The following is a 13030-nucleotide window of genomic DNA, read 5'->3' as shown; positions in this document are numbered from 1 at the left end:
ATTCTATTAAAGTCTATTTTATTTTTTCATACAATGCCTAAAAAAACAATTAAAACATGCTATAATGACGTGATGAAATAAAAGGTGGTAGAAAAATGAAAATAACTTTTTTAGGGACAAGTGCAGGTTTACCAACTAAAGAAAGAAATACACAAACGATCATACTTTCTCTTGCACCGTTAAATAATACGTTCTGGTTATTTGATGCGGGTGAAGCTTGTCAACATCAGATATTACATACAAATATTAAACTTGGAAAATTGGATCATATCTTTATTACACATCTGCATGGCGATCATATTTTTGGATTACCGGGTCTTCTGACGTCAAGAAGCTTTCAAGGTGGAGAAAATAAACCTTTAAAAGTATTTGGTCCAAAAGGAATTAAAGCATACATCGAAACGACACTGTTAATTTCAGGTTCTCACTTGAATTATCCGCTTGAAATCATCGAAATTGCTGATGGAGACGTCTTATATATCAATCAGATAAAGGTGAATGTAGGAATGTTAAAACATGGTATAGATTCATTTGGATATCGTATCCAGTTTCCGGACACAGAGGGTAATTTAATCTCGGATAAGTTGATTGAAGCAGGCATTCAGCCGGGTCCAATTTATCAACAGTTTAAAATGCAGGAATTCGTTGAGGTAGATGGTATCATTTATGAAACGAAAAACTACCGAAATCCAAATAAACCTGGTAAGATTATTACGATATTTGGTGACACAATGCCATGTGAAGCAGAAATAGCTCTGGCAAAAAATGCAGATGTTATCGTACATGAAAGTACATATTTAGAGGGTGACCTGGATTTGAGTCATAAATATTACCATAGTCATATTGATGACATAGCAAAACTTGTTGCACAATCGCATGCAAAAAAAGTATTGATCAATCATGTGAGTAATCGTTATGATTTACAGGATATTGCATTATTGAAAGATGTAATACAGCATAAATATCCGGATATGGTATTTGAAATTGTGAAGGACTTTGATAGTTTTGAAATATAAATAATGCGCACTCAATTATCTGAGCGCGCATTATTTATATGTATCCCTATATTTATTTTCCTAATTCTTTACTGCGATTTAAAGCTTCGTTCAAGCAATCTACAAAAATTGCTTCGATAGGATGTTTCGCTAAGGCATCCAGTCCTGCCTTCGTTGTACCACCCTTTGAAGTGATATTTTCACGTAACTGATCAAGAGACAGTTCACTATTTTCAAGCATTCTTGCTGTACCGATAATCAATTTACGTACCGCAATATCAGTGTCTTCATGTGATAAGCCAAGTTGATTAGCTGCATTGATATACTGTTCATACATATAGTATAAAAATGCAGGGCCACTACCTGTAATTGCAGTAACATCATGTAATGAATCTTCTTCAACTTCAATTGAAGTACCAAAAGCATCAAGTAAATCAAATAAAAGCTGTTTATCACTTTCTTCAAAATTATCAGAGAAAGATATACCAGTCACTGACTGCTGTACATGCGCATTTGTATTCGGCATGATACGTGCAACTGGATTTGATGTCTGAAGCTTTGTCTTGATTTGATTTATTGGTACACCAGCCATCATAGAAACAAATTTATTGTGTGCATTATGATGAGGTTGAATACGCTCAACAAGCGAATCAAAGTCATGAGGCTTAACAGCTAAAAATACAAAATCAGCATTTGATAATAATTCAACATCGTCATAGCTATATTGTGTATTTAATGTACTGTTTAATCTTTTTAATTCTTCAATGTCACTTCTATTTGTTAAGTATATATCTTCACCTTTTACTGTATTACTTTCTATCAAGCCTGTAAAAATTGCGCTCGCCATATTACCTGAGCCGTAAAATACGATTTTCATGTCACATGCCTCCTGGAATCTTTGTTAGTATTATTATAAGATTGTAGTGGATAAAACACAATTTTGACACAAAATAAATTGTTAAAATAAAAGGGTGGTATACATATTGATTGGAAAAAATGCATTGATTACAGGTGCTACAAGTGGTGTAGGTTTGAAGTTAACAGAGATTTTATTATCGCGTGGCGTCCATGTAACTGCTGTTGGAAGACGTATAGAACAACTAGATGTTCTAAAAAATAAGTATGATAATCTGGTGGTGCACAGAGTAGATTTGGTTAACGATGATGAGTACGAACAATTTTTAAAATGGATTGATGGGCAAGGATCATTTGATTATCTAATCAATTGCGCTGGATTTGCAGAATACGGATCATTAATTGATCAAAGTGACGAAGTTATTGCAGATATGATACATGTCAATTTAACGCAGACCGTTATTCTTACGAAACATGTTCTACATAAAATGAATCCAGGAGGCATGGTTGTTACGATTGGTAGTCTTTCTGGCAAAGTAACGACGCCATTTGGTGCTATATACGCCGCTTCAAAATCAGGAATAAATCAGGTAATGAACGCATTACGACTGGAACAAAGTCATATTCATTTTTTAACTGTTAATACGGGACCAGTAAATACACAATTTATTCAGAAGGCAAATAAGGGTAAACCAATGAATCAGTTAGCAGAGCAGGTACAACTAGATGTCGATCAGTTAAGTAAGCAAATAGTAAATGCAATGATTGATAAAAAAGCAGAACTTAATCTACCAGTTTGGATGGATTCTGGTCTAAAGGCTTACGCACTTGCGCCAAGAAGATTTGAAAAAATATTTAAAAGATATTTTATGACAAAAAAATAACAGGTGTAAGCTACACTTGTTATTTTATCTTTATTTTTTTGTTATGTCATTATTATTTCTTCTTTTTTATTTTATGTTTTTCATTCGCTTTAATGTGCGTATTGTCATTTTTCGGTGGCAATAAGTCAAATGTTGTTAAGAAATGTTCCACTTTGTTCTTATATGAAATTGGATTAACGTTATAACTTGCAGCGTGTCCGCCATGTTCTGGGTACCAGCGCATCTTAGGGCCACGTTTCTTATTATAAAGATCGACAGAGTGCGTATAAGGAATAAATACATCTGGTTTAGAATGGATAAACAAGATAGGCTGCTCAACATTTTGGATGACATCTATCGGTGATACTTGTTTCAGTGAAAAATGTGTTCTCATTTTCAGTACCTGATTTAAGGCTGATAATACAAAGCCACTTCCAAATGATGATTTCTGTTCTATGATTTGTGTCAATAATCGAGCAAAATTAGAAAATGCACAATCTGAAACATAGAATGCTGCTTCATTCGCTAATTCTCCAGCATAAAGTAATGTTGTAACTGCACCCATTGATTCACCATGGACACCGAAAGTAATATCATAACCATATTGTTCTTTTAAAAATGCAATAACAGATTCTAAATCTGTCTTTTCGTAATAGCCATATGTGCTGTGATTACCACCACTTTCCCCATGTCTGCGATGATCAAAGATAATACCATTAAATCCTAGCTCATTAAACATATTTAGATATTTTATGCTCGTAATTTTATTTTCAGTTACACCATGACAGAATACCATCCAGTGCTTATGTTCATATGGCTTTACAACAGTAGCACTTAAGTTGTAGCCATTGCGTGAAGGGATAGTAACGTTAAGCGGTTGCTTTGCGTTAAATGCTTCAACATCTAATCGTTTCGCTTTAATTTCACGTCGACGTATGACTTCAACGTCACGCAATTTAAAATTTAAGACATAGTTTGAAGCGACCAATCCAACGATGCTAGAAGTAATACCTGATGCGAGTGATACACCGAGTAACGTTCTTGTTAGTAGTTTATTGTTCATAATAAATGATCCTCGTAGTGTAAGTTTTTGAATGCCTCAACTATTTTGTTAAGCTTTTGTTTGTCAATGGGATGTTTAATTGAAGTATCATATGCTTTAACATTTGCCTGCAACTGATCAACACTCGATGCGCCATTTACAATTGAAGCAACAGGGTATGAAGTTAAATATTGATATACAGCCTGTTGTAACGGCGCAATTGTAGTAGCTGCATCAAGACTTTGTCTTAATTCTTCCTGAGTTAATCCTAAAATACCTGATTCAAATTTTTTCTCTAATATTTCATCATATTTTTCAGTTAATAAACCTTTCATCAATGGTCCACGAGTCAAAACTTGCACGTCTATTGATTGTATAGATTCAATTAAATCAGTAGGACGATTGTCAATTAGGTTAAACTGCATCATGATCGTATCAATATTACTATGCTTTAAATAATAATCGATGACATTTGGTCGAATAGAACTAATGCCGTATGCACGAATAAGACCATCTTTTTTTAGTTGTTCAAATGTTTCGATGGTTTCATCCTTATTATCTTCAATCATACCGCCATGCAGCATATATAAATCTAAATAATCCGTTTCAAGACGTTTCAGACTTTCATGAATGCTTTGTGTAATATGAACTTTAGAAGGATCCCACACAACTTCATCATTTAACATATTAAATCGATTACCCACTTTTGACGCTAAAGTGATCTGATCACGCTTTTTAGAATGTTTAATGAAATGGCCGATATTTTTTTCGTTCTGTCCTTTTTGATACAGGTCAGCAGTGTCAATGTACGTAACACCTAAATCCACTGCCTGATCAAGAATATATTGACTGTCAAGTGCATCCTGAGGGAGATTCATCGCACCGAGTCCCAGTTCAGAAAACTTTATGCCACTTTTTGTAGTATTAAATTTCATGTCTTTCCCTCCATTCGTTATAATAAATATAGTTTAACATGTACAAAAAGGAGAGTGTATTAATATGGATCTAACAGAACGCACACGATCAAAAGAAACGATACTAGACGGTAAGGTGTTGACTGTCGAGAGACACCAGGTTGAATTACCCAATGGTAAGGAAAGTACAAGGGAAGTTGTACTGCACCCAGGCGCAGTTGCAGTGATTGCGATGAAACAAAATAAATTACTACTTGTAGAGCAATTCAGAAAAGCACCTGAAGAAAATTTAATCGAGATCCCTGCTGGTAAAGTTGACCCAGGTGAAGCAAGACGTGATACTGCACTGCGTGAACTAGAAGAGGAAACTGGTTATACTTCAAAGACGATGGAACTGGTTAATGAGTTTTATGTTTCACCCGGATTTTGTAATGAGTTCATTTCACTATTTGAAGCTGGTGAACTTATAGAATCTCATAACCTTGAAGCGGATGAAGATGAATTTGTATTGAAACACTGGTTAACAATAGAAGAGGCTAATAACTGGATAAAATCAGGTAAGATTAAAGATGCGAAGACGATAATAGCAATTCAATATTTGCTATTATCAATGAAATAATATTAGATTATAATAATTCTAAAAAAGGCATTATTTTTCTTGCTTTAATTCTCAATTACTGATATTTTATATATATCAATCGTAACCTTTAGGAGTGTTAGTAATGCAGGAGAGAATCAATAGAATAAAGGAGCAATTACATGATGCTTCTTATAAATTAACCCCTCAAAGGGAAGCGACAGTGACCGTATTATTAGAAAATGAAGCTGATCATTTGAGTGCAGAAGATGTTTTCCTAAAAGTAAAGGAACGTGCACCTGAAATTGGTCTCGCAACTGTATATCGTACTTTAGAATTATTAGCTGAATTGAAGATTGTTGATAAGATTAATTTTGGAGATGGCGTTGCACGTTTTGATTTAAGAAAAGAAGGTGCAAAACACTTTCACCATCATCTTGTATGTATGAGTTGTGGAGACGTGGATGAAATAGAAGAAGATTTACTGGATGAAGTTGAAAAGAAAGTAGAATCGGATTATCATTTCTTAATAATGGATCATCGTTTAACTTTCCATGGTATTTGTAAAAAATGTACTGAAAAAGGCGTTCAACCTGAAGACCTTGATAAAAAAATAACAGAATAAATTGAAATGCAGATGATAATTTCATCTGTATTTTTTTATATTTTTAGTTGATTATATAATTATTATGGTAAACTAGGAGTTGAGGTGTTGATATGCAAACAATAATAGACGAATTTCTACATTTTATAATGATCGAAAAGGGATTGAGTAAGAATACGATAGCAGCCTATCGTAGAGATTTAAATCATTATCAGGCTTTTTTAGAAGAAGAGAAAATCGGTAATATTGATAACATCGATCGATATACGATCACATTATTTTTAGGTTATTTAAAAGATCAGGGCAAATCTGCAAAAACGTTAGCTCGCGTTTCAGCGACTATTAGAGGATTTCATCAGTTTGCTTTGAGAGAAAAATATGCGGTTAAAGATCCTACTGTTATTCTTGAAGCACCAAAATATGAACGTAATCTACCTGATATTCTTTCTATAGAAGAGGTTGATAAATTTTTATCGACACCAGATACATCAAAGCTTACCGGAAAGCGTGACCAGGCAATGCTTGAACTGTTATATGCTACTGGTATGCGTGTATCAGAGCTAATAAATTTAAACGTAGATGATGTGAATACAATCATGGGATTTGTTCGTGTGTTCGGTAAAGGTAATAAAGAACGTATTATTCCTATTGGAGATAACATGATTAAATTGTTGGAGACGTATATCCAGTCTACGCGCTATAAGATGCTCAAAAAAGAAATGACAGACAGTCTATTTCTAAATTTTCATGGAAAACGACTTACACGACAAGGTTTCTGGAAGATAATGCGCCAAATTAAAGTTGAAGCAGGTATTGACAAAAAATTAACGCCACATACATTACGCCATTCTTTTGCAACACATCTTTTAGAAAATGGTGCAGATTTACGTGCTGTTCAGGAAATGTTAGGTCATGCAGATATTTCAACAACACAACTATATACCCATATCAGTAAGAAACAAATAAGGGAAGTGTATAAAAATACACATCCTAGAGCATAAGGAGAAAATATGAGTAAACAAAGACAAATTCAAAGAAATCAAGAGAAACATAAATCAGAAAATGATAGAAAAAAACAAGTTTTTGCGCCAAAAGACACGCATGAAATTAATACTCAGATTAATCAGGAAAATGATCCAAAGCAAAATAAAAATAACTGGATATTATTTGGTTTTATCGCTTTGATGTGTATCATTTGGGGTATCCTGTACTGGATATTTATCGTTTAAAGCAAGTTGTCTCGCATGAATGACTTCAGATCTATCACGCAGTTTATGCTTATGAATGATTGCTTGTGTAGGTTCGCAGTAATAATTTGTATCTATTGCATCAATAACAGGCAGTGTGATAGGTTGATAAGTTAAATTCTGTTGAATAGCAGATAATTGCTCTATTAAAACAGAAATATTGAGATATTCAGATAAGAAGTTTGAATTCATTTCAAGTAACAGTATCGTTTTTTTGATTAATGTAGTGGCACCACGTTTATTTTGACGTCTTAAATGATACATGGCAGTTGCGAGCATTATAAGTGCCACTTCAGGATCCTGTTTAGTGAAAGGTGATTTTTGTTTCCAGGCATCCTCCATAATTTCATGACATTCAAAATAATCCCGATGCACATGAAATTGAATAATATAATCAGAAAATGCTTGTTTGAATAATGCATGCATAAGAAATCCTCCAGAAGTAAGGTGAATATATGTACGAAGTAAAATTAGCTTCATTTGAAGGTCCGTTAGACTTACTCCTTCATCTCATTCAGAAATATGAAATAGATATTTATGATATATCGATGAAAGTTTTAACTGAACAATATATTAATTATATCAAAAATGTTGACGATCTAGATATTAATCAACATGGTGATTATTTAGTAATGGCAAGTGAGTTATTAAGAATCAAGAGTAAAACATTATTACCCGATACAAATGTAGATGAAAGTGAAATCATCGAAGATCCACGTGAAGATTTGATGCGACAATTATTAGAATATCAAAATTACCGTTTATATGCTGATATTTTAAAAACGAAAAAAGAGTCACATGAAAAATATTTTGTCAAACGTAGCAATGATTTGTCCCATTTCGAGAATGCAAAACAAACACCGATACACATTGAACTTACCGATTTAATCACTGCATATCAGAAAGCAAAGCAACGTCGTAAAAAGATTGCCAGTGAATCTGTTAGTGTAGCCCGAGATACTTACTCCATGGAAGAAGCGATTGAGACAGTGACACATGCATTATCTCAAAAAAAGAAAATTACTTTTGATGATTTTGTTTCATTTTCTGAAACAAAAACACAGGTTGTAACTTTGTTTCTGGCCATTCTGGAACTTATAAAAAATAATAAGATCAATGTTTATCAATCTAATGATTTTGGTGAAATTGAGATTGAAAGAGGAAAAAACTATGTCGAATGAAAAAATTAATGTCATACTAGGACTATTATATGCAGTAGGTGATGAAGGTGTTGAAATTGAACAACTTGCAGAGATTATGGAACTTACACCAATACAATTATCTGATATTGTAAGTGCGTATAATCATGAAATTTTTGAAATACAAAAGTTAGGATCAAAATACTTTCTGATGACCAATGAGACTTTAAATCCTTACCTGGAAGATCTGGTTACTGCTACAAATGAAAAGAAATTAACGCAGGCTTCACTCGAAACTTTAGCAATAATTGCATATAATCAACCTGTAACGCGTCATGATATTGAAATGATGCGTGGTGTGAATAGTGATGGACCTGTAAAAACATTGATTGAGAGAGGTCTGGTAAAAAGTACAGAAGTACATGGTGAGCGTGCAAGACAATTAGCAACGACTGAATTCTTCCTGATGACATTTGGTCTTACATCTTTAGATGATTTACCGAGAGATGAGATGATGACAAGTGATGCAAGTGAAATGGAATTATTCTTTAAAAATTTAAATGAAGAGGATGAATAATATGGGAGAACAATTAGAAAGATTACAAAAAGTCATCGCTAAAAGTGGTGTGACTTCACGTCGTAAAGCAGAAATTTTGATTACAGAAGGTAAAGTTACCGTTAATGGCGAGACTGTAACTGAACTTGGTACAAAGGTAAGTTCAAAAGACCGTGTAGAAGTAGAAGGCATTCCTTTAGAAAATCCAGAAAAGATATATTTATTGTTCCACAAACCAACAGGTGTGATTACGAGTGTCTCTGATGATAAAGGTCGAACAGTTGTAACTGACTATTTTCCGCAGCTGGACTTAAGAATATTTCCTGTTGGTCGTCTTGATTATGAGACAAGTGGTTTATTATTACTGACAAACGATGGTGATTTTGCCAATCAGATGACCCATCCGAAATACAAGATGAAGAAAAAATATGTTGCTAAATTAAAAGGATTTCTGTTAAGAGAACAAGTTAAAGAATTAGAACGTGGTATTATGCTTGAAGACGGAAAGACGGCTCCAGCAATTGTGAAAGTGAAGTCCCAGGACAAATTAAAGGATACTACTTTAGTAGAAATAACAATTCATGAAGGACGTAATCGCCAAGTGCGACGTATGTTTGCTCATTTCGGTCATGAGGTTGTGAAATTATCTCGTATTGAATACGGACCGTTAACACTTAAAGGATTAAATGCAGGAGATGCTAGAGAACTTACACCTCATGAAGTCAAAACATTACGTAATATGAGTTTGAATAAATCATAAAATTCACATAGTTGCCACAGATAATCATTGCGTAAATGATATAATGTAATGTGACATTTTGAATAGAGAAGGGGTTAAGCATGGCGAAACAGCAAAAAAAATGGATTCAATATATAGTGACTTTCTTTATTTTACTCGCAATAATTTTTATCATCTATGTTTCTGTAACGAAAGATGGCGAAAAAGTTGTGAAAATAGGTGATGATGCGCCAGTATTTGAATTGAAAACATTAGATGGCGATAAAGTAAATTTAAAAGATTATCGTGGTAAAGGACTAGTACTTAATTTCTGGGGGACTTGGTGTGAACCTTGTTTAGAAGAAATGCCGGATTTAAACCGTGCACATAATGTGTACAAAAATCAAGATGTTGAAGTATTAACGATTCACGTTAAGAACAGTCCACAACAAATTAAACAGTTCTTCAGTGCTTTAGACGAAGAAGTAACTTTACCAGTTGGTTTAGATAATGGTGATGTTATGGAAGCATATAATGCGAATGATTTACCGAATACGTATATCATTGATAAAGATGGGAAGATCGTTGCACACCATAAAGGTCAAATGTCAAAACAAGATATTCAGAAATATATGGAAATGGTAAAACCATAAAAGGAGGATGACGATGCAGGAACAATCGATTAAATGTGTTTGTGGTCATGTTAACCCTCCTGGTACTCAGTTATGTCAAAACTGCGGCCGATTGATCAATGACAGCTATGATAAAAAGAAAACAACAGATGTCATGCGTTATGACGGTCAGGCAGTGAGAAGTAAGACAAAGAATAAAACATTGTTAGATAAAGTATGGATTTTTTTCAGCTCGGTTAAAGTTGGTGTGATATTACTTGTATTAACAGTTTTAGCATCAGCACTAGGGACAATGTTTCCTCAGGAATATTTTATTCCGGTAGGTGAAGATCCATCAACTTTTTATAAAGATAAATACGGTACTTTAGGATATATCTATTATAAACTTGGATTAGATAACCTATATACATCTTGGTGGTATTTAATACTACTTGCGCTTGTAGCATTTTCAATTATTGCTGCAAGTATAGACCGAGGCATTCCATTACATAAATCGCTTACGCGTCAGACGGTGAAGAAACATCCAACGTACTTTAATCGTCAGAGGTTGACACTAGATGTACCGACGACAGTTGATCAGGCGGCTCTTGTAAATGCTTTAGCGCAGAGAAAATACAAAGTTAGAACAGATGGCACAGCAATATTAGCTGAAAAAGGCCGTTTAAGCCGTTATGGTCCTTATATTAATCATACTGGGCTAATCATTTTGTTAGCCGGTGCTATGCTTCGTTTTATTCCAGCATTTTACGTGGATGAATTTGTTGGTGTTGCAGAAGGTGAAACGAAGAGTATACCTGGAACTGAAAATACGTATTATATAAAAAACAATAAATTTATTTTTGAACAATACGATGCAGAATCTATTTCAAATATTAATGGTAAAGCTGCGGATTCCAGAATGAACAAAATTGCTAAAAATTACGAATCTCAAGTTACCATCTATGAGAATAAAGCTGATAAATCAGTTGTCGGTGCTGAACCAAAATTAGCACAAATTAAAGATGATAGTGTCAAAGTGAACCATCCGGTTAAATTTGCAAATTTTGCGTTATATCAAAATAGTTTCGATCAGTCTCAACTTAAAACAATGACGTTTAAAGTTGAAGACATCAAGACAGGCAAACCTATCGGTAAAACATTTGAAGTTGCACTTGATAATCCGGACAAACAATACAAAGTAAGTAAAGATTTAACAGTGAGTCTGAAAAACTATGCTCCAGATTTCAACGGTATTGCGGATAACGGAACTTTATTAACAAGTTCGCCAATACCGAACAATCCAGCTTTTGTCTTTGGTGTAGAAGATAAAAATAAGAAACCTGAATATAGTTTACTTAAAATTCGTTCTTCACAAGACATTACTAAAAATAATCAATATGCAGTTAAATTTGTGAGTGCGACGAATAAAACGATTACTTATTTAACAGTAAAGAAAGATTTAACGTTACCTATTCTATTTATTGGTTTTTCAATATTTTTAATAGGTCTTGCCATTGGATCTTATATTCACCACCGTCGTATCTGGATTGAAACGAAAGATGGATTTAAATTAGCAGCACATACAAATAGAAATTATTATGGGTATTCTAAAGACATTAACAGTATGTTAGAACCTTTCAATTTACCGAAAGTTAACGATAAATATGCGGATACGGAGGAAGAAAATGAATAGTGAAGCTTTATTAAATATCAGTAGTACTTCATTGTATGCTGCATTTATTTTATATTTAATCGCGATATTACCATTCTCAGCAAGTATTAAAGCGAAATCGAAGAAAAGTGAAAAAATTGCAGTAACCTTAACGATTATAGGATTTATTATGCAACTCGTCTATTTTGTTACACGATGGATTGCTGCAGGTCATGCCCCGGTAAGTAATATGTACGAATTCCTGACGATGTTCGGTATCATGATGGTCGGTGGATTTTTAGTACTATATTTCTTATATCATACACCTATACTAGCGTTATTCTCATTACCGATTGCAATGCTTGTCATTGTCTATGCCAGTATGTTCTCGCGTGATGTATCACCACTTATTCCGGCATTACAAAGTAACTGGCTGGCAATTCATGTAATTACAGTGACAATCAGTTATGGTATTTTATCTGTAAGCTCAGTAGCAGGTTTAATATACTTATTACGTTATGTTGATGCGAATGAAAAATCAAAAGATGCTTTCTGGTTAGAGGTTGTAATGTATTTCATTACACTTGTGATAGCTTTCATTTTAACGACAATCGTAATGAAAGGTATCGTTCATTATCAGGAAGATTATTATTATTATGATAAAAATGATAATAAGACAATCGCTGAATATCATTTGCCAGGATTAGTAACATTTAAAGATAGTATTCCTGTTGAAAAAATTAAAGGGACAAAACAAGATTACAAAGAAGTTAAAAGATTCAATACGGGTATTGAATTACCGCCAGTAATAAATGCACAAAAGTTAAATACAGTAGTTTGGTCTGTTATCATTGGTACAATATTATATGGACTGTTAAGATTAGTGTTAAGAAAAACATTATTTGCTGTAGTTAAACCATTAACGAATAAAGTATCACTCCAGTTGATGGATGAAATTTGTTATAGATCAGTAATTATTGGATTCCCATTATTTGCATTAGGTGGTTTATTATTTGCAAGTATTTGGGCACAAATTGCCTGGAGTAGATTCTGGGGTTGGGACCCTAAAGAGGTTTGGGCTTTAATTACATTCTTATTCTATGCTATCTTCCTGCATCTGCGTTTAGGAAGAGGTTGGGAAGGTAAGAAAAGTGCCTGGCTTGCTGTGGTAGGTATGGCAATCATTTTATTCAATGTCATTGCAGTCAATCTTATTATTGCAGGTCTACACTCATACGCTTAAATTAAAGGAGTAATC

At 33.7% G+C, this 13030-nt stretch carries 16 protein-coding genes; 12 read left to right on the top strand and 4 right to left on the bottom strand.

Annotated features, from left to right (window positions below; translation table 11 throughout):
* Positions 1-95: 95 nt before the first annotated feature.
* Positions 96-1016 carry a ribonuclease Z gene (rnz, locus tag BHU61_RS04970; RefSeq protein ID WP_111715077.1) on the top strand — a complete coding sequence of 307 codons (921 nt, stop codon included), beginning with the start codon at positions 96-98 and terminating at the stop codon, positions 1014-1016.
* A 52-nt stretch (positions 1017-1068) separates the two neighbouring features.
* Here the strand turns inward: rnz and proC are convergent, their stop codons facing one another.
* Positions 1069-1872, bottom strand: coding sequence for a pyrroline-5-carboxylate reductase (gene proC, locus BHU61_RS04965; RefSeq protein ID WP_111715075.1), 804 nt, complete (start codon positions 1870-1872; stop codon positions 1069-1071).
* A gap of 106 nt (positions 1873-1978) precedes the next feature.
* Here proC and BHU61_RS04960 point away from each other — a divergent pair, with 106 nt between their 5' ends.
* The gene (locus tag BHU61_RS04960; protein ID WP_170122456.1) at positions 1979-2734 is read left to right on the top strand and encodes an SDR family NAD(P)-dependent oxidoreductase; all 756 of its coding nucleotides are present in this window, start codon (positions 1979-1981) and stop codon (positions 2732-2734) included.
* A 52-nt stretch (positions 2735-2786) separates the two neighbouring features.
* Here BHU61_RS04960 and BHU61_RS04955 read toward each other — a convergent pair whose 3' ends face one another.
* Together BHU61_RS04955 and BHU61_RS04950 are read right to left on the bottom strand one after the other, a co-directional pair.
* Positions 2787-3776 carry an alpha/beta hydrolase gene (locus BHU61_RS04955; protein ID WP_111715072.1) on the bottom strand — a complete coding sequence of 330 codons (990 nt, stop codon included), beginning with the start codon at positions 3774-3776 and terminating at the stop codon, positions 2787-2789.
* Positions 3773-4690 (bottom strand): aldo/keto reductase, encoded by a 918-nt coding sequence (locus BHU61_RS04950; protein WP_111715071.1) that lies wholly within the window; start codon positions 4688-4690, stop codon positions 3773-3775. Before BHU61_RS04950 ends, BHU61_RS04955 begins: the two co-directional genes overlap by 4 nt.
* A 64-nt stretch (positions 4691-4754) precedes the next feature.
* Between BHU61_RS04950 and BHU61_RS04945 the strand changes: the two genes are divergently transcribed.
* The 4 genes from BHU61_RS04945 (at position 4755) to BHU61_RS04930 (ending at position 7079) form a co-directional block, all read left to right on the top strand.
* Positions 4755-5288, top strand: coding sequence for an NUDIX hydrolase (locus tag BHU61_RS04945; RefSeq protein ID WP_111715069.1), 534 nt, complete (start codon positions 4755-4757; stop codon positions 5286-5288).
* 103 nt (positions 5289-5391) lie between these two features.
* Positions 5392-5871, top strand: coding sequence for a ferric iron uptake transcriptional regulator (gene fur / locus BHU61_RS04940; protein WP_111715067.1), 480 nt, complete (start codon positions 5392-5394; stop codon positions 5869-5871).
* A 92-nt stretch (positions 5872-5963) separates the two neighbouring features.
* Positions 5964-6851 carry a site-specific tyrosine recombinase XerD gene (xerD, locus tag BHU61_RS04935; RefSeq protein ID WP_111715066.1) on the top strand — a complete coding sequence of 296 codons (888 nt, stop codon included), beginning with the start codon at positions 5964-5966 and terminating at the stop codon, positions 6849-6851.
* A gap of 9 nt (positions 6852-6860) precedes the next feature.
* Entirely contained in the window at positions 6861-7079 is a 219-nt protein-coding gene (locus tag BHU61_RS04930; RefSeq protein ID WP_111715064.1) for a hypothetical protein, read from the top strand.
* Here BHU61_RS04930 and BHU61_RS04925 read toward each other — a convergent pair.
* Entirely contained in the window at positions 7014-7523 is a 510-nt protein-coding gene (locus tag BHU61_RS04925; protein ID WP_170122455.1) for a DUF309 domain-containing protein, read from the bottom strand. The two genes, BHU61_RS04930 and BHU61_RS04925, sit on opposite strands and share 66 nt — an antisense overlap.
* A 29-nt stretch (positions 7524-7552) precedes the next feature.
* Between BHU61_RS04925 and BHU61_RS04920 the strand changes: the two genes are divergently transcribed.
* The 6 genes from BHU61_RS04920 (at position 7553) to ccsB (ending at position 13015) form a co-directional block, all read left to right on the top strand.
* A complete protein-coding gene (locus tag BHU61_RS04920; RefSeq protein ID WP_111715061.1) occupies positions 7553-8278 on the top strand; it encodes a segregation and condensation protein A in 726 nt (241 codons plus the stop codon).
* Positions 8268-8813, top strand: coding sequence for an SMC-Scp complex subunit ScpB (gene scpB / locus BHU61_RS04915; RefSeq protein WP_111715059.1), 546 nt, complete (start codon positions 8268-8270; stop codon positions 8811-8813). The genes BHU61_RS04920 and scpB overlap by 11 nt, the downstream gene beginning before the upstream one ends.
* 1 nt (position 8814) lies before the next feature.
* Positions 8815-9552, top strand: a complete 738-nt coding sequence (locus tag BHU61_RS04910; RefSeq protein WP_111715058.1) for a pseudouridine synthase — start codon at positions 8815-8817, stop codon at positions 9550-9552.
* Positions 9553-9632: 80 nt separating this feature from the next.
* Positions 9633-10163 carry a thiol-disulfide oxidoreductase ResA gene (gene resA / locus BHU61_RS04905; RefSeq protein WP_111715056.1) on the top strand — a complete coding sequence of 177 codons (531 nt, stop codon included), beginning with the start codon at positions 9633-9635 and terminating at the stop codon, positions 10161-10163.
* A 13-nt stretch (positions 10164-10176) separates the two neighbouring features.
* On the top strand, positions 10177-11814 hold the full coding sequence (gene resB / locus BHU61_RS04900; RefSeq protein WP_111715055.1) for a cytochrome c biogenesis protein ResB: 1638 nt from the start codon (positions 10177-10179) through the stop codon (positions 11812-11814).
* On the top strand, positions 11807-13015 hold the full coding sequence (ccsB, locus tag BHU61_RS04895) for a c-type cytochrome biogenesis protein CcsB (protein ID WP_111715053.1): 1209 nt from the start codon (positions 11807-11809) through the stop codon (positions 13013-13015). Before resB ends, ccsB begins: the two co-directional genes overlap by 8 nt.
* Positions 13016-13030 lie beyond the last annotated feature (15 nt).

The organism is Macrococcus epidermidis (genome assembly GCF_003259695.1).
Classification (GTDB): domain Bacteria; phylum Bacillota; class Bacilli; order Staphylococcales; family Staphylococcaceae; genus Macrococcoides; species Macrococcoides epidermidis.
Note: the sequence above shows the minus strand (reverse complement) of the source record. Positions and strands in the feature narration are given on the sequence as shown.

What these genes read in the sequence shown, in the direction of transcription:
- rnz (WP_111715077.1), top strand. Translation starts at nt 96, where the DNA reads ATGAAAATAACTTTTTTAGGGACAAGTGCAGGTTTACCAACTAAAGAA.
- proC (WP_111715075.1), bottom strand. Translation starts at nt 1,872, where the DNA reads ATGAAAATCGTATTTTACGGCTCAGGTAATATGGCGAGCGCAATTTTT.
- BHU61_RS04955 (WP_111715072.1), bottom strand. Translation starts at nt 3,776, where the DNA reads ATGAACAATAAACTACTAACAAGAACGTTACTCGGTGTATCACTCGCA.
- BHU61_RS04950 (WP_111715071.1), bottom strand. Translation starts at nt 4,690, where the DNA reads ATGAAATTTAATACTACAAAAAGTGGCATAAAGTTTTCTGAACTGGGA.
- BHU61_RS04945 (WP_111715069.1), top strand. Translation starts at nt 4,755, where the DNA reads ATGGATCTAACAGAACGCACACGATCAAAAGAAACGATACTAGACGGT.
- fur (WP_111715067.1), top strand. Translation starts at nt 5,392, where the DNA reads ATGCAGGAGAGAATCAATAGAATAAAGGAGCAATTACATGATGCTTCT.
- xerD (WP_111715066.1), top strand. Translation starts at nt 5,964, where the DNA reads ATGCAAACAATAATAGACGAATTTCTACATTTTATAATGATCGAAAAG.
- BHU61_RS04930 (WP_111715064.1), top strand. Translation starts at nt 6,861, where the DNA reads ATGAGTAAACAAAGACAAATTCAAAGAAATCAAGAGAAACATAAATCA.
- BHU61_RS04925 (WP_170122455.1), bottom strand. Translation starts at nt 7,523, where the DNA reads ATGCATGCATTATTCAAACAAGCATTTTCTGATTATATTATTCAATTT.
- BHU61_RS04920 (WP_111715061.1), top strand. Translation starts at nt 7,553, where the DNA reads ATGTACGAAGTAAAATTAGCTTCATTTGAAGGTCCGTTAGACTTACTC.
- scpB (WP_111715059.1), top strand. Translation starts at nt 8,268, where the DNA reads ATGTCGAATGAAAAAATTAATGTCATACTAGGACTATTATATGCAGTA.
- BHU61_RS04910 (WP_111715058.1), top strand. Translation starts at nt 8,815, where the DNA reads ATGGGAGAACAATTAGAAAGATTACAAAAAGTCATCGCTAAAAGTGGT.
- resA (WP_111715056.1), top strand. Translation starts at nt 9,633, where the DNA reads ATGGCGAAACAGCAAAAAAAATGGATTCAATATATAGTGACTTTCTTT.
- resB (WP_111715055.1), top strand. Translation starts at nt 10,177, where the DNA reads ATGCAGGAACAATCGATTAAATGTGTTTGTGGTCATGTTAACCCTCCT.
- ccsB (WP_111715053.1), top strand. Translation starts at nt 11,807, where the DNA reads ATGAATAGTGAAGCTTTATTAAATATCAGTAGTACTTCATTGTATGCT.